This window comes from Jiangella mangrovi (assembly GCF_014204975.1).
GTDB lineage: Bacteria > Actinomycetota > Actinomycetes > Jiangellales > Jiangellaceae > Jiangella > Jiangella mangrovi.
This window is the reverse complement of sequence record NZ_JACHMM010000001.1, coordinates 5,936,508-5,951,303: the sequence shown is the minus strand read 5'-3', so window position 1 is coordinate 5,951,303 and position 14,796 is coordinate 5,936,508. Positions and strand designations below refer to the sequence as shown.

Annotated in this window: 17 protein-coding genes; 12 read left to right on the top strand and 5 right to left on the bottom strand. The window is 72.6% G+C overall.

Features of this window, described 5'->3' with window-relative positions; translation table 11 throughout:
- The first annotated feature begins 8 nt into the window (after positions 1-8).
- From HD601_RS27610 to aroQ, 7 genes are read left to right on the top strand one after another with little or no spacing between them, the layout of a single operon-like run.
- The gene (locus HD601_RS27610) at positions 9-923 is read left to right on the top strand and encodes a carbohydrate kinase family protein (RefSeq protein ID WP_184827394.1); all 915 of its coding nucleotides are present in this window, start codon (positions 9-11) and stop codon (positions 921-923) included.
- The gene (locus HD601_RS27605; protein ID WP_184827392.1) at positions 913-1,833 is read left to right on the top strand and encodes a hypothetical protein; all 921 of its coding nucleotides are present in this window, start codon (positions 913-915) and stop codon (positions 1,831-1,833) included. The genes HD601_RS27610 and HD601_RS27605 overlap by 11 nt, the downstream gene beginning before the upstream one ends.
- 5 nt (positions 1,834-1,838) lie before the next feature.
- Entirely contained in the window at positions 1,839-2,681 is an 843-nt protein-coding gene (locus tag HD601_RS27600) for a DeoR/GlpR family DNA-binding transcription regulator (RefSeq protein ID WP_184827390.1), read from the top strand.
- Entirely contained in the window at positions 2,678-3,787 is a 1,110-nt protein-coding gene (locus tag HD601_RS27595; protein WP_221441361.1) for a tartrate dehydrogenase, read from the top strand. The genes HD601_RS27600 and HD601_RS27595 overlap by 4 nt, the downstream gene beginning before the upstream one ends.
- A complete protein-coding gene (locus tag HD601_RS27590) occupies positions 3,777-5,198 on the top strand; it encodes an aldehyde dehydrogenase family protein (RefSeq protein WP_184827388.1) in 1,422 nt (473 codons plus the stop codon). Before HD601_RS27595 ends, HD601_RS27590 begins: the two co-directional genes overlap by 11 nt.
- 26 nt (positions 5,199-5,224) lie before the next feature.
- Positions 5,225-6,142, top strand: a complete 918-nt coding sequence (locus HD601_RS27585) for an aldo/keto reductase (RefSeq protein WP_184827386.1) — start codon at positions 5,225-5,227, stop codon at positions 6,140-6,142.
- Positions 6,143-6,178: 36 nt separating this feature from the next.
- Entirely contained in the window at positions 6,179-6,613 is a 435-nt protein-coding gene (gene aroQ / locus HD601_RS27580; RefSeq protein WP_184827384.1) for a type II 3-dehydroquinate dehydratase, read from the top strand.
- Between the two features lie 9 nt (positions 6,614-6,622).
- Here the strand turns inward: aroQ and HD601_RS36070 are convergent, their stop codons facing one another.
- Genes HD601_RS36070 through HD601_RS27560 form a run of 4 tightly spaced genes read right to left on the bottom strand, consistent with a single transcriptional unit; the run spans position 6,623 to position 8,600 of the window.
- Positions 6,623-7,288 carry a ribosomal protein L7/L12 gene (locus HD601_RS36070; RefSeq protein WP_343076457.1) on the bottom strand — a complete coding sequence of 222 codons (666 nt, stop codon included), beginning with the start codon at positions 7,286-7,288 and terminating at the stop codon, positions 6,623-6,625.
- 28 nt (positions 7,289-7,316) lie between these two features.
- On the bottom strand, positions 7,317-7,757 hold the full coding sequence (locus HD601_RS27570; protein WP_184827382.1) for a type II toxin-antitoxin system VapC family toxin: 441 nt from the start codon (positions 7,755-7,757) through the stop codon (positions 7,317-7,319).
- Between the two features lie 2 nt (positions 7,758-7,759).
- Positions 7,760-8,065 (bottom strand): toxin-antitoxin system HicB family antitoxin, encoded by a 306-nt coding sequence (locus HD601_RS27565; RefSeq protein WP_184827380.1) that lies wholly within the window; start codon positions 8,063-8,065, stop codon positions 7,760-7,762.
- A 52-nt stretch (positions 8,066-8,117) separates the two neighbouring features.
- Positions 8,118-8,600 (bottom strand): hypothetical protein, encoded by a 483-nt coding sequence (locus HD601_RS27560; RefSeq protein WP_184827378.1) that lies wholly within the window; start codon positions 8,598-8,600, stop codon positions 8,118-8,120.
- Positions 8,601-8,659: 59 nt separating this feature from the next.
- On the opposite strand from HD601_RS27560, the gene HD601_RS27555 reads away from it, so the two are divergent.
- Genes HD601_RS27555 through nusB form a run of 3 tightly spaced genes read left to right on the top strand, consistent with a single transcriptional unit; the run spans position 8,660 to position 10,848 of the window.
- Positions 8,660-9,808 (top strand): M24 family metallopeptidase, encoded by a 1,149-nt coding sequence (locus HD601_RS27555; RefSeq protein ID WP_221441360.1) that lies wholly within the window; start codon positions 8,660-8,662, stop codon positions 9,806-9,808.
- Between the two features lie 49 nt (positions 9,809-9,857).
- Positions 9,858-10,418, top strand: coding sequence for an elongation factor P (efp, locus tag HD601_RS27550; protein ID WP_184827376.1), 561 nt, complete (start codon positions 9,858-9,860; stop codon positions 10,416-10,418).
- A 13-nt stretch (positions 10,419-10,431) separates the two neighbouring features.
- Positions 10,432-10,848, top strand: a complete 417-nt coding sequence (gene nusB / locus HD601_RS27545; protein ID WP_184827374.1) for a transcription antitermination factor NusB — start codon at positions 10,432-10,434, stop codon at positions 10,846-10,848.
- Between the two features lie 298 nt (positions 10,849-11,146).
- Here the strand turns inward: nusB and arfB are convergent, their stop codons facing one another.
- Positions 11,147-11,572 (bottom strand): alternative ribosome rescue aminoacyl-tRNA hydrolase ArfB, encoded by a 426-nt coding sequence (arfB, locus tag HD601_RS27540; protein WP_221441359.1) that lies wholly within the window; start codon positions 11,570-11,572, stop codon positions 11,147-11,149.
- Positions 11,573-11,663: 91 nt separating this feature from the next.
- On the opposite strand from arfB, the gene HD601_RS36065 reads away from it, so the two are divergent.
- A complete protein-coding gene (locus HD601_RS36065) occupies positions 11,664-13,388 on the top strand; it encodes an NAD(P)/FAD-dependent oxidoreductase (protein ID WP_343076456.1) in 1,725 nt (574 codons plus the stop codon).
- Positions 13,385-14,776, top strand: coding sequence for an adenylate/guanylate cyclase domain-containing protein (locus tag HD601_RS36060; protein ID WP_184827371.1), 1,392 nt, complete (start codon positions 13,385-13,387; stop codon positions 14,774-14,776). Before HD601_RS36065 ends, HD601_RS36060 begins: the two co-directional genes overlap by 4 nt.
- Positions 14,777-14,796 lie beyond the last annotated feature (20 nt).

Sequence of the window (14,796 nt, the reverse complement as noted above, 5' to 3'; positions counted from 1 at the left end):
GGCGCGCGATGCCTCTGGACGTGATCTGCGTCGGCACGGCCACCGTCGACACCATCGCGGTGGTCGACCGGATGCCGGCCGCCGACGATCGCGTCGTCGCGGAGCCGTTCGTCACCGCGTGCGGCGGACCGGCCGCCACGGCCGCCGTCGCGCTGGCCCGCCTCGGCGCCCGCGTGGGCTTCTGCGGCGTGGTCGGCGACGACGACGCCGGGCGGCTGGTCCGGGCCGGCTTCGAGCACGAGGGCGTCGACACCACCTGGCTGCGCACGGTCCCCGGTGTGGCGACCACCACCAGCCTGGTCATCGCGGCGCGGTCGGGGAGCACCCGGGCCATCGTCACCACGGCCCAGCACGCGCCGTCGCCCGACGACGTCCCGGCCGGCGCCGCCACCTGGCTGCACGCCGACCAGACCGGATACCGGAGCGCGCTGGCCGCCGTCCGCTCCGGGACGCGCGGGGCGGGGTCGCGGCTGAGCCTCGACGCCGGCAACCCGATCCCGGGGCTCGACCTCGCCGGCGTCGACCTCTACGTCCCGACCACCGCGGCGCTCGCCCGCGAGTTCGGCACCGACGACGTCGACGAAGGCCTGTGCGCCGCCGCGAAGGCCGGGGCCGGCGCCGTCGTCGCGACCGCCGGGTCCACCGGCAGCCATGTGCTCGACGGCGACGACGTCACCGTGGTCGCGCCGTTCCGCGTCGACGTCGCCTCCACCATCGGCGCCGGCGACGTGTTCCACGGCGCGCTGCTCGCCGGGCTGGTCGGCGGCGGCACCCTCGCCGAGGCCGCCCGGCTGGCCAACGCCGTCGCCGCGCTGTCCTGCCGTGCCCTCGACGGGCGCTCGGCCATCCCGAGCCGCGCCGAGGCCGACGCCCTACTGCTTGCCCAGCACCGCCACGACACAGGAGACACGCATGACGAGTGACCAGACGCCCGCCGACCTGCTGGCCCCGTTGCGGACCGAGGACGGCGGATTCGCCATGGTCGCACTCGACCAGCGGGAGTCCCTGCGCCGCATGTTCCCCCTCACCGACGACGGCGCCGAGGCCGGCGACGACGCCCTGCGCGAGTTCAAGGCGACCGCCACCCGGGTGCTCTCGCCGCTCGCGTCGGCCGTCCTGCTGGACCGGCCCTACGCCGTCACCGACGCCCGCCCGGCCGAGCTGGCGCCGTCGTCGGGGCTGATCCTGGCCGCCGACGTGCTCGAGCAGCCGCCGGGTCTCCCGGTCCTCACGACCTGGCTGGACGACGTCGTCACCCCCGAGTTCGTCGAGCGGGTCGGCGCCGTGGCGCTGAAGTTCCTGGTCATCTGGCGCGAGGGCGTCGAGGTGGCCGAGCGGGCCGACCTCGTCGGCCGGTTCGTCGAGCTGGCCCGCGAGGCCGGCGTCGCCGGCCTGGTCGAGGGGATCGTCCGGCCCGCCGACGCCGACGAGTGGACCGACCCGGCCGCCCGGCACGACGCGATCCTCGCCGCCGCGGCCGAGCTCTCCGCCCTCGGCGGCGACATCTACAAGGCCGAGGTGCCGGGCTACGTCCCGGGCGACCTCGGGCTGGTCGAGGAGCACGCGAAGCGGCTGACGGAGGTCGTCCCCGGCCCGTGGGTGGTGCTGTCGAACGGCGTCGAGCGACCCGACTTCGCCGACGCCGTGCGCGCCTCCTGCGCCGGCGGCGCGTCGGGGTTCCTCGCCGGCCGCGCCATCTGGGCCGACACCGTCGCCGAGGCCGACCACGAGGCCGCTTTGACCGAAAGGTCGACACGCCGTCTGCAGGACCTCACGAGGATCGTCGCGGACACCGCGCGTCCGTACAGTCGTCACCAGTCGCGTGAGAGGTGAGTGAGATGACGGTCGAAGAGAACTTCCGATATACGTCCGCCCCCGAGCGCCGTGAGCGGCTGGTCCAGTTCATCGGCGATCAGGGCTACTGCACCATCAGCGAGCTGTCCCGGGCCTTCGCGGTGTCCGAGATGACCATCCGGCGCGACGTCATGCGGCTGGTCGAGAGCGGCCGGGTGCGCGGCTTCCGCGGCGGCGTCGGCTCGCTGTCGCGCAAGGACATGCTCGGCAGCGACTACCAGTTCCGCGACCACAAGATGGGCGAGGCCAAGCGCGCCATCGCGGCCCGGGCGATCGAGCTGGTCACCGAGAAGTCCATCATCGCGATCGACGCCGGCACCACCGCCAGCCAGGTCGCCGCGCAGCTGCCGCCCGACCGCGACGTCAAGGTCGTCACCAACTCCTTCCCGGTGGTCTCCAACCTCATCGGCAACGGCGGCGCCGAGGTCATCTGCCTCGGCGGCACGCTGCACCCGGAGTCGCTCTCGTTCGACGGCCCCGCGACCCTCGCCGCCATCGAGAACCTGCAGGTCGAGATGTTGTTCCTGGCCGCCAGCGGGGTCAACGAGCGCGGCGCGTTCTGCGGCAACGGGTTCGACGCCATCACCAAGCGCGCGCTTATCGAGGTCGCCGAGCGGGTGGTGCTGCTCATCGACTCCTCGAAGTTCGCCAGTTCCGCCATGGTGAAGATCTGCGACTGGGACGCCATCGACCGCGTCATCGTCGACGACGGCATCAGCGACGAGCAGGAGCGCATCCTCGAGCAGAACGAGGTCGACGTCGTCAAGGTGGCGGTGCCGACCGAGAACGGCCAGCCGGTCGCGGCGGCCGACGGCGTGGCCCGGTGACCGCCGGGGCTGCTGCTGCCGCGGACATCGCCGTCATCGCCGGTGACGGCATCGGGCTCGAGGTGGTGCCGGCAGCCATCTCGTGTCTGGACCGGGTCGCCTCGGTGCACGGGCTGACGCTGCGCTGGAACCACCTCGACTGGGGCTCGGACTACTTCCGCGCGCACGGGCGCATGCTGCCGGTCGACGGCCTCGAGACGCTGGCGAAGCACGACGCGATCTTCCTCGGCGCCGTCGGCGTGCCCGACATCCCCGACGTCGAGACGCTGTGGGGGCTGCTGATCCCGATCCGGCGGACCTTCGACCAGTACGTCAACCTGCGGCCGGTGAAGACGCTGCCCGGCGTGCGCTCGCCGCTGGCCGACGACCGCCCCGTCGACCTCGTGATCGTCCGCGAGAACACCGAGGGGGAGTACTCCGAGGTGGGCGGGCGCTCGCACCGCGGGCAGCCGCACGAGCTCGCCGTCCAGGAGGCGCTGTTCACCCGGCCCGGCATCACCCGGGTCGCGCGCTACGCGACCGCGCTGGCGGCGTCGCGGCGTGGCGGGCTGACGTCGGCCACGAAGAGCAACGGCATCGTGCACACCATGCCGTTCTGGGACGAGGTCGTGCGGTCGGTGGTGTTGGAATCGCCGGATGTCGAGCTGCGCAGCGAGCTGATCGACGCGCTGGCCGCCAGCCTGGTGCTGCGGCCCTGGGACTACGACGTCATCGTCGCCTCGAACCTCTTCGGCGACATCCTCTCCGACCTCGCCGGCGCCGTCACCGGGTCCATCGGGTCCGCGCCGAGCGCCAACCTCAACCCCGAGCGCGTGCACCCGTCGATGTTCGAGCCGGTGCACGGGTCCGCCCCGGACATCGCCGGCCAGGGCGTGGCGAACCCCGTCGGGCAGCTGTGGAGCGGGGCGCTCATGCTGTCGCACCTCGGGCACGCCCGGGCGGCGGCGCACCTGATCGCGGCGTTCGAGGCGGCGCTGGCCGACGGCGTCCGCACCCGCGACCTCGGCGGCACCGACGGGACCGCCGACGTCACCCGAGCCGTGCTGGAGCGGATCGACCGGCTGGCGGAGTCGTACGTGACGGAGGAGGCGAACCGTGTCGGCTGAGCAGCTGCTGTACCTCGACGGGTCCTGGGTGCCGGGCGACGGCGTCCAGGAGGTCCGCGACCGGTGGACGGGCGCGGTGCTCGGGACGGTGGCCGTGGGCGGCGCGGTGCACGCGCGGCTGGCGGTCGACGCCGCTTGTGGCGCGTTGGGGCGACCGTTCGACGTGCCGGCGCGGTCGCGGGTGCTGACGGCGGTGGCTGCCGCCGTTGCCGACCGTGCTGAGGAGTTCGCCGACGCGATCGTCGCCGAGACCGGCAAGCCCGTCACCGCCGCCCGCGGCGAGGTCGGCCGCGCCGTCGAGACCCTGACCTGGGCCGCCGAGGAGGCGAAGCGCCTCACCGGTGAGGTCGTCGCACTCGACGCCGTCGAGGCCGGCGCCGGGACGCTCGCGTTCACCGTGGCCGAGCCGCGCGGCGTCGTCGCCGCGATCACGCCGTTCAACTTCCCGCTCAACCTCGTGCTGCACAAGGTGGCGCCCGCCCTCGCCGCCGGTAACGCCGTCGTGCTGAAGCCGTCGGACAAGGCGGTGCTCGTGGCCGGGCTGCTGGTGGCCGCGTTCGCCGACGCCGGGCTGCCCGTGGGACGGTTGAACCTGGTCACCGGGCCGCCGGCCGAGATTGTCGACGCCTGGATCGACGACCCGCGCGTGGCCGTGCTGACGTTCACCGGGTCCAGTCGCGTCGGGTGGGAGCTCAAGGCGCGGTCGCCGCGGAAGCGGCACGTGCTCGAGCTCGGCTCCACCACCGCCATGGTCGTCCGCGCCGACGCCGACCTGCCGCGGGCCGCCGCTGACGCCGTCACCGCGGCCCTGTCGAACTCGGGACAGGCGTGCGTGTCGCTGCAGCGGGTGTACGTGGAGCGCGCGGTCGTGTCGGAGTTCGTCGAGGAGCTGGCGACGCGCATGGGTGCGGTCGCGTCCGGCGACCCGCGGCTGCCGTCGACCATGGTGGGTCCGCTGATCACAGCGGAGGCGACATCGCGCCTGGTGGGGACCATCGAGGCGGCGGTGGCCGACGGCGCCCGCGTGGTGACCGGCGGGACGGTGTCGGCCGACGGCGTGCTGGCGCCCACGCTGCTGGTCGACGTCGACGACAAGAGCCGCATCGTCTGCGAAGAGGCGTTCGGCCCCGTGGTCAGCGTCATCGAGGTCGACTCGCTGGCCGACGCGCTGGCCCGGGTGAACGGGTCGGACGACGGCCTCAACACGTCGATCTACACCGGCGACCTGGCGTCGGCGCTGACCTATGCGCGGTCGGCCGAGGCGGGCAGCGTCCTGGTCAACATGCCGCCGTCGTTCCGCGCCGACCACATGCCCTACGGCGGCGTGAAGGACTCCGGGCAGGGCACCGAGGGCGTCCGCTACGCCATCGAGGAGCTGCTGCACCACAAGCTGGTGGTGCTCAAGCCGTGACCCGTTCGCGCGGATAGGCTCGGCGGGTGGAGTACATCGACATCGGCGGGACGGGGCCGCGCGGCTCGGTCATCACGCTCGGGTGCATGCGCATCGACCAGCTGTCCGAGAGCGAGGTCGCCGGGCTCATTGGGACCGCCGTCGACGCCGGCATCACGGTCTTCGACCACGCCGACATCTACGGCGGCGGCCGCTGCGAGGAGGTCTTCGGCGCCGCCCTGGCCTCCTCGGGCGTCCGCCGCGAGGACATCGTCGTCCAGACGAAGTGCGGCATCCGGTCCGGGTTCTACGACTTCTCCGCCGAGCACATCCGGACTTCGGTCGAGGGGTCGCTGCGCCGGCTGAACATGGACCACGTCGACCTGCTGCTCCTGCACCGGCCCGACACGCTGATGGAGCCCGAGGAGGTCGCCGCCGCCCTCGACGAGCTGGTCACCGCGGGCAAGGTGCGGCACGTCGGCGTCAGCAACCAGAACCCGGCCCAGCTCGACCTGCTGCGCGCGCACGTCCGCCAGCCCATCATCGCCAACCAGCTGCAGTTCGGCCTCGCGCACACCGGGCTCGTCGACGCCGGTCTCACCGTCAATACCGGTTTCGATGGTGGGATCGTGCGCGACGGCGGGGCGCTGGAGTACTGCCGGCTGCACGGCATCACCATCCAGCCCTGGTCGGTGCTGCAGCACGGCCAGATCGCCGGGACGTTCCTCGGCAACCCGGACTTCCAGCAGGTCAACGACGCGCTCGACGAGGTCGCGGCGCAGCTCGGCGCCACGCCGGCGGCCGTCGCCATCGCCTGGATCCTGCGCCACCCCGCCCGCATGCAGCCCGTCATCGGCACGACGAAGCAGGCGCGGGTCGCGGAGATCGCCCGGGCGGCGCACCTCGAGATCGACCGCGAGACCTGGTACGCGCTGTACCGGGCGGCCGGCAACGTGATCCCATGACGGCTCCCGGTCGCCGGCCCCGATAGGGTTCCAGACGTGACGACGCGGGTGCTGGTGCTCAACGGTCCCAACCTCGGCCGCCTGGGGTCGCGCGAGCCGGACGTCTACGGCAGCACGACCTTCGCCGGCCTGGTGGAACGCTGCCGCAAGACCGCCGCCGACCTCGGCCTCGACGCCGACGTGCGGCAGACAGACGACGAGGCCGAGCTGGTGCACTGGCTGCACGAGGCCGCCGACGCCGGCACGCCGGTCGTGCTCAACCCGGCGGCCTTCACGCACTACTCGTACGCGCTGCGCGACGCCTGCGCCCAGCTGCGCGCGCCGCTCATCGAGGTGCACATCTCGAACCCGGCCACGCGCGAGGAGTTCCGGCACACCAGCGTCGTGGCGGGCGTGGCCACCGGCACCATCGCCGGCTTCGGGCTGGGCTCGTACGACCTCGCGCTGCGCGCCGTCGCCGACCTCGTCTGAACCCGGCGGTCAGAGCCGGTCGACGATCTCCTTCGCCTTCCGCAGGTCCAGCTCCGGGGCGTTCTCGAGCAGCAGCTTGATCGCCTGGATCTTCTTGCCCCGCGCGACCAGCGCCTGCACCTGCCCCATGACCTCGTCGGTCCGGTCGGCGGCCGGGCCATCCGCGGGGCCGGGGACGTCCAGGGCGGCGACGGTGGCGGAGTCCTCCATACGGTCGACCAGGTCCTTGGCCTCCTTGAGCCCGAGGCCGGTGTGCTCGCGGACCTCCTTGATGGCCTGGATCTTCTTGCCCTGCGCGACCAGCTGCTGGATGTGTGCCATCGCCTCGGAGGAGATGGACGAGCGCGTGGAGGCGGCCGGTGCGGCGTTGGCGGCGTCGGCCCCGGCGGCCAGCCGCTCGGAGTACTGCACGGCCTCGCGCAGCCCGAGCCCGGTGTGCTCGCGGATCAGCTTGACCGCGGGGACCACCCGGCCCTCGGCCAGCAGCTTCCCGACGGCGGCATCGAGGGTCTCGCGGTCCATGCGTGCGGAACCGGCAGCTGCCGCCGTCACCCCTGAGGAAGCGGAGGACGACGTGCCGCGGACGGCGTCGGCCCGGCCGCGCAGGATGACGAAGCCGAACCCGATGACCAGGGCGGCCGCGAAGACGATGACGACGATCAGCCAGAAGTCCACGGGCCGACCGTACCGGTCCGGCCGTGACTCACACCGCGACGAACCCGAGATCGGCCGCGGCGGCGCGCTGGGCGGGGTCGTGCGAGGCGAAGCCGACCTGCTCGCCGGAGCGGGCCAGCGGCCGGGCGGCGAGGTCGGCGATGGCCAGGTGCAGGGCGTCGAGCGCGCGGATGCCGAACCGGCGGACCAGGACGCGCGCGGTGTTCTCGGTGTCGAGCAGGTCGGCGCGGACCAGCGTGACCGGCCCGGTGGGGGAGACCTCTTCGTAGAGCTTGGCCAGCAGGGTGTCGACGTCGCCGATGCGCCGGGTGCGGGCGGCCCGGACCAGCGCGGACGACGTCTCGAGCAGCGCCAGCGTGGAGGTGAGCAGGACGCTGCGGCCCTCGATGAGCCCGCGCGCGACGGCGTGCTTCGGCTCGTCGGCGAGGTAGGAGTGCACCAGCACCGAGGAGTCGACGTAGGTGAGCATGCTCAGCGCCCGTCGGCCCACAGCTCGTCGAGCACGGGGCCCACGCCCTCGGTGGCCTGGAGTGCCTTGGTGAACTGGGCCGGCGGGACGGACGGGGCCGGGCTCTCGACGAGGATGCCCATGTCGCGGGCCTTCTCGCGCAGCTCGAGACGGCGCACGTCGACGTCGTCGTCGGACGGGGGAGGCGGCGGCGCGGCGGCGGAGAGCACCTTGTTGGCCAGCGCGTTGATGGAGACGCCCTCGCGCTGCGCACGCGCGGTCAGCCGCCGGTGGAGATCGTCGGGGATCCGCAGCAGCAACTGGCGCATGACGGCATGCTATCACCGTCGTGTGCCGTGATATCAAGAGCGGATCGTCGGATCAGAGGGCGTCGAGGAACCGCCTCGCGTCGCGGGTGTTCATGCCGGTGCGCTCCTTGAGCAGCCGGATGGCGGCCGTGCGGCGCAGGCGGTCCTGGCTGACCAGCCGGCGCAGCGTCGCCAGCAGCTCGGCGTCGACGGCGCCGCGGCGGCGCGCGGGCGAGGCGGGGGCGGCGGTGCTGGGCGGTTCCGGCTCCGGAAACACCTGACCGGCGTGAAGCGCGTAGACGATGGCGGTAGCCTGCGCGGTAGGAAGACTTGCCCGCTTGTGCAGGACTTTGACGGCTTGGTCGGTATTGCCACGAGAGGCGATGTCGCGGATCTCGTCCTGCAACTCGCGGGGGAGTCGCACGCCGGGGGGCGGCGTCAAGGAAGAGGAGAACGTGCGCGTGGTGGTGGCCTCGGGCCCGCGGCGAATGACCAAGAAGCTCATGACGAGGGCCAGAATGACGATGACGACCAGGCCTAGAATGAGCATGATCATGAGCGTAGTCGAGCGGTGATCAACTGCGAAGCACCCGTCTCAATTATTGAAACCGAACGATGTCTGTGCAGGTCAAGAAGGCTGGAGAGGGCTGGAAGATGACGGAGACCCACGCGAGGCGGCGCGCTGAACTGGCCACGAAGCTGGTTGATGACAAGATTGATGCCGCACTAGTCACAAGCCTGGTCAACGTCCGTTATCTCACCGGCCTCGACAGCAGTAACGCGGCTTTGCTCCTGACCTCCGGCGGTTCGGCCGTGCTGGCGACGGATAGTCGTTATTCTACCGCCGCGAAGGCCGTGGCAGAAGACGTCGAGTTGCTGGTCGAGCGCAGTGTCGCCACGGCCCTCGCCGCGCGTGCGGCGAAGGCCGGGGGGAGTCTACGGCTCGCCGTCGAGGAGCACGCCGTCACCCTCGAGCTCTGGGAGTCGGTGCGCGCCGCGCTCGACGACGGGCCGGCCACCGTCGAGCACGTCCACCTGGGCCGCGCGGTCGAGGGGCTGCGCGCCGTCAAGGACGAGGGCGAGCTCGCGCTGCTGGCCGAGGCCTGCGCCATCTCGTGCCGCGCGCTCGAGGACCTCTACGCCGCGGGCGGGTTCATCGGCCGTACCGAGAAGGAGATCGCGCGCGACCTCGAGTGGCGCATGTTCGGCCACGGCGCCGACGGCATCGCCTTCGAGACCATCGTGGCCACCGGGCCGCACAGCGCCATCCCGCACCACACGCCCACGGAGCGCCCGGTCGAGCGCGGCGACCTGCTGAAGATCGACTTCGGCGCCGTCTACCAGGGCTACCACGCCGACTGCACCCGCACCTCCGTCGTCGGCGCCCAGCCGCAGGACTGGCAGCGCGAGATCTACCAGCTCGTCGCCGACGCCCAGCGCGCCGGCCGCGAGGCCATCGCCGTCGGCGACGAGTGCGTGGCCGTCGACAACGCCAGCCGCGCCATCATCGACGACGCCGGCTACAAGGAGAACTTCGGCCACGGCACCGGGCACGGCGTGGGCCTCGAGGTCCACGAGGCACCGACACTCGGGTACTCCGCGACGGGTACACTGGCCGATCGCATGGCTGTGACCGTCGAGCCCGGGATCTACCTGCCCGGCCGCGGCGGCGTCCGGATCGAGGACACGCTGGCGGTTCGCGCTTCCGGCGGTCCCGAGCTGCTCACACCCACCACCAAGGACCTGCTGGTCCTGGACGCCTGACGCGGCCGGGACCCGACACCCAGACGACACGAAGAAGGCATCGAACGACGTGGCGACGACCAACGACCTCAAGAACGGCATCGTGCTGAACATCGACGGGCAGCTGTGGAGCGTGGTGGAGTTCCAGCACGTCAAGCCCGGCAAGGGCGGCGCGTTCGTCCGTACCAAGCTGAAGAACGTCCTGTCCGGCAAGGTGGTCGACAAGACGTTCAACGCCGGCGTCAAGGTCGAGACCGCCAACGTCGACCGCCGCGAGATGACCTACCTGTACCGCGACGCCGACGACTTCGTGTTCATGGACACCCAGTCGTACGAGCAGATCCACATCTCCTCGGGCGTCGTCGGCGGGGCCGAGAACTTCATGCTCGAGAACCAGGACGCCAACGTCGGCCTGCACGACGGCACCCCGCTGTTCGTCGAGCTCCCGGCGTCGGTCGTGCTCACCATCGAGTACACCGAGCCCGGCCTGCAGGGCGACCGCTCCACCGGCGGCAACAAGCCGGCCCGCCTCGAGACCGGCTACGAGATCCAGGTCCCGCTCTTCATCACCAGCGGCGAGAAGGTCAAGGTCGACACCCGCGACGGCTCGTACCTCGGTCGCGCGGGCTGACGGGCGCCGGGCCATGCCTGCACGGAGCCGTGCCCGCAAGCGCGCGCTCGACATCCTGTACGAGTCCGAGATGCGCGGGCTCACCCTCGGCGCCACGCTGTCGCACCGCATGGCTGCCGCGACCGCCGGGGAGCCGCTGAACGAGTACACCGTCCAGCTGGTCGAGGGCGTCATCGCGCACCGCGACCGCATCGACGAGCTCATCGCGACCTACGCCGAGGGCTGGACACTCGAGCGGATGCCGGCCGTCGACCGCAACGTCCTGCGCATCGGCGTCTACGAGGTCCTCTACCGCGACGACGTCCCCGACCCGGTGGCGCTCGACGAGGCGGTCTCGCTGGCCCGCGACCTCTCGACCGACCAGTCGCCGACGTTCGTCAACGGCCTGCTCGGCCGGCTGGTCGCCATCAAGCCCAGCCTCAGCGCGTAGTCGCCCGGCTGCCGGCCGGATGTGGCTTGGCACGCCTGAGCGTCGTTTGAATGCGGACATTCCGGGCACGTCAACGACGCTCAGCCGTGCCAAGCACGACGCTCAGACGTGCCAAGGCGCGATGAGCCTTGTGTGGTCGCGGCGGATCGACGCCCAGCCTCGGCAGGCGTGAGTCCGGCGTGTCCCAGCTCGGCTTCTGCGTGCCGGCTGGAGTGTGGTCCCCGCCCGGTTGGGAGGGGGCCCACCCTACGGGCGGGCACTGACAGTCAGCGTCGATCACACGTCGACCGGGGCGGCGTCAGCCGTCGTCGGGACGGCGGCGCAGGCGCTTGGTCTCGCCCTGTCTCTTCTTCGCCTCGACGCGGCGGGCCTGGGCCCGGCGCGACGGCTTCGTCGGGCGGCGTGGCGGCGGGGGAGGTCGCAGGGCGTCGTTCAGCAGGGCGGCCAGTCGGTCCTGTGCCGCCTCGCGGTTGCGCAGCTGCGACCGGTGCTCCGACGCGACCACCGTCAGCACGCCGTCGACCAGCCGGTGCGCGAGCCGCTCGAGCAGCCGCGCCCGCGCGGTCGGCGACAGCACCCGCGAGTCCACGATCGAGAAGGACAGTTCCACCCGCGAGTCGGTCGTGTTGACGCCCTGCCCGCCGGGCCCGCTGGACCGCGAGAACCGCCAGGACAGCTCGTCGTCGGGAATGACGATCGTCTCGCGGACTCGGACCGGCGCCACCCCGCTATTCTCCCCACCACGGCCGTAGACTCGCCAGCATGCGACCGGCCACGGGCACGGCCGGCCGCCACCTTCGGGGGGAGGTGTGCGCGTGGCTCCATCCGGGCGGCCGGACCAACGGCGACCGGTGCTGGTGGTCATCGAGCACGAGCATCACACGACCGGCCAGGATCGCATCGCCGACCAGTTGCGACGGCGTTATGGCGGCGACTACGACGTCGTCGACGAGCGCACCGGCGAGGCCGGGCTGACGACGCTGGAATCGTTGCACGACCGCGGCCTGCAGGTCGCGCTCGTCCTCTGCGATCGTCCGCCCGAGCACGTCGACGCCGCCGACGCCGTCTTCGGGCAGGTCAAGGAGCTGTACCCGGAGGCCAAGCGCGCCCTCGTCGTCGACTGGGGCGCGTGGGCCGACCGCGAGACCGCCGACGCCATCCACCGGCTGATCGCGCTCGGCAAGATCGACTACTACGCGTTGCGGCCGTGGCGCTCGCCGGACGAGTACTTCCACCGCACCGTCACCGAGTTCCTGCTCGAGTGGGAGCGGTCGGTGTCGGCGGCGCCGCGCGAGGTGACGGTCGTCGCGGAGCGCTGGTCGCCGCGCGCCCACGAGCTGCGCAGCCTGCTGGTCCGCAACGGCGTCCAGCACCAGTTCCACGCCCACGACACCGAAGAAGGCCGGACGGCGCTCGCCGAGGCCGGTCTCGAGGGCACGACGGCGCCGGTGATGCTCCTGCACGACGGCCGGGCGCTGGTCGACCCGACCAACACGCAGGTCGCCGACGCCTACGGGGTCACCACGACGCTGGGCGCCAAGACCGACTTCGACGTCATCGTCGTCGGCGCCGGTCCGGCCGGGCTCGCGGCCGCCGTCTACGCGTCGTCGGAGGGGCTGCGGACGCTGGTGGTCGAGCGCGAGTCCATCGGCGGCCAGGCCGGGTCCAGCTCGCTGATCCGCAACTACCTCGGTTTCGCCCGCGGCATCAGCGGTGCCGAGCTGGCCCAGCGCGCCTACCAGCAGGCCTGGGTCTTCGGCACGTCGTTCCTGCTCATGCGCGAGCTGGTCGACCTGAAGTCCGCCGACGGCGTGCACGTCCTGACGGCCGCCGACGGGCAGCAGGCCCGGGCCCGCGCCGTCGTGCTGGCCACCGGCGTCAGCTATCGGCGCATGGGCGTGCCGTCGCTCGAGGCGTTCGAGGGCGCCGGCGTCTTCTACGGCGCGTCGGTGTCCGAGGCGCGGGCGCTGGCGGGCGAGCCGGTGTTCGTCGTCGGCGGCGGCAACTCGGCCGGGCAGGCCGCCATGCACCTGTCGCGCTATGCGAGCTCCGTCACGCTGCTGGTCCGCGGCGCGTCGCTGGCCGACAGCATGTCGCAGTACCTCATCGACTCCATCGACGCGGCCGGCGTCCGGGTGCGACTGCGCACCGAGGTCGTCGACGGCGGCGGCTCCGGCCGGCTGGCCTGGGTCGAGCTGCGTGACCGCGACTCGGGGGAGAGCTGGACCGAACCCGCGACCGGGCTGTTCCTGCTCATCGGCGCCGAGCCGCACACCGCCTGGCTGCCCGAGCGGATCGAGCGCGACCAGTGGGGCTACCTGTTCACCGGCCCCGACGTCATGGAGAGCCACGCCGCGCGGCGCTGGCCGCTCGAGCGCCAGCCGCTCATGCTCGAGACCTGCGTGCCGGGCGTGTTCGCCGTCGGCGACGTCCGCCGCCGCTCGGTCAAGCGGGTCGCGTCCGCGGTCGGCGAGGGGTCGGTCGTCATCGCGCAGGTGCACCAGTGGCTCGCCGCCGCCGCTTCACCGGACCGGCCGTGACGGAGACGCCCGCGGACCCGCCCGCCCACGCCGTCGCCCCGGGCTCGCGCCTCGCGACGACGGCGTTGTTGCTGACGCTGCCGGTCGCCGGGCTCGTCGTTCTGCTCGTGGTGCCGGACTGGGACGTCATGTGGCAGCACCATCCGGCGCACTTCTGGCTGGTGCTCGGGGCGGCCGCTCTGAGCATGGCGCTGGCCTACGCGACGGGGACGGCCGCACGTCGCCGCAACGACGCGCGCGTCTTCCTCGTCTCGCTGGCGTTCCTGGCGGCCGCCGGGTTCCTGGGGCTGCACGCGCTGGCGACGCCCGGGGTGCTGCTCGACGCGCCCAACGCCGGGTTCGCGCTGGCGACGCCGGTGGGGTTGCTGGTGGCGTCGGTGTTCGCGGCGGCATCGGCGACGGAGCTGGCCCGCGGCCGGGCGCAGTCGGTCATGCGGCGCTCCGGCCTGATCCGCGGCGGCCTGATCGCCGTCATGGTGCTGTGGGGCGCGGCGTCGGTGGGCGGGCTGGCGCCGCTGGACGACCCCGCGCCGCCGGAGCGGGCGTCCGGGCCGCTGGTCTGGCTCGCCGTGGTCGCCATGCTGCTGTACCTGTTCGCCGTCGTCCAGTACCTGCGGCTGCCCAGCCACCCCGGTTCGGTGATGCTGCTGATGGCCATGGCCGCGGCGTTCGTGCTGCTGGCCGAGGCGTCGCTGGCGGTGGCGCTCGGGCGCAACTGGCACGCCAGCTGGTGGGAGTGGCACCTGCTGATGCTGGCGGCGTTCGCGCTGGTCGCGTTCAGCGCGCACCGGCAGTGGTACGAGGAGCGCTTCGCCGGCCTCTACCTCGGCGACACCGCCAAGGGGTCGCGCGAGCTCAGCGTGCTCTTCGCCGACCTGCAGGGCTTCACGTCGTTCTCCGAGCGCACCCGCCCGCAGGACGTCACCGAGATGCTCAACGAGTACTTCACCATCGCCATCCCACCCGTCGTCGAGCAGTACGGCGGCACCGTCGACCGCCTCGTCGGCGACGCGCTCATGGTGACCTTCAACCGCGACGGCGACCAGCCCGACCATGCGCGGCGAGCGGCCGCGGCGGCGCTGGCGATCCAGGAGGCGACGGCGACGGTGGCGGCTCGCAACCCCGGCTGGCCCCGGTTCCGGGTCGGCGTCAACACCGGCGAGGTCGCCGTCGGCATCCTCGGCACCGCCGGCGGGCGCACGTTCACCGTCATCGGCGACACCGTCAACCTCGCCGCCCGGCTCGAGAGCGCCGCACCCGTCGGCGGCGTGCTCATCGGCGCCGAGACCGCCCGGCAACTCTCCGGCGCACGCACCGAGGCGGTCGAGGGCCTGGAGGTCAAGGGCAAGACCGGCGTCGTCGAGGCGTACCGGCTGCTGGGGCTCTGACGTCGGGGGTTAGGCTCACG

Coding starts and splice junctions, on each gene's coding strand:
- HD601_RS27555 (WP_221441360.1), top strand. CDS start 8,660: ATGTCTGTGCAGGTCAAGAAGGCTGGAGAGGGCTGGAAGATGACGGAG.
- HD601_RS27570 (WP_184827382.1), bottom strand. CDS start 7,757: ATGCTCACCTACGTCGACTCCTCGGTGCTGGTGCACTCCTACCTCGCC.
- nusB (WP_184827374.1), top strand. CDS start 10,432: ATGCCTGCACGGAGCCGTGCCCGCAAGCGCGCGCTCGACATCCTGTAC.
- HD601_RS27610 (WP_184827394.1), top strand. CDS start 9: ATGCCTCTGGACGTGATCTGCGTCGGCACGGCCACCGTCGACACCATC.
- HD601_RS27565 (WP_184827380.1), bottom strand. CDS start 8,065: ATGCGCCAGTTGCTGCTGCGGATCCCCGACGATCTCCACCGGCGGCTG.
- HD601_RS27600 (WP_184827390.1), top strand. CDS start 1,839: ATGACGGTCGAAGAGAACTTCCGATATACGTCCGCCCCCGAGCGCCGT.
- HD601_RS27605 (WP_184827392.1), top strand. CDS start 913: ATGACGAGTGACCAGACGCCCGCCGACCTGCTGGCCCCGTTGCGGACC.
- HD601_RS27560 (WP_184827378.1), bottom strand. CDS start 8,600: ATGATCATGCTCATTCTAGGCCTGGTCGTCATCGTCATTCTGGCCCTC.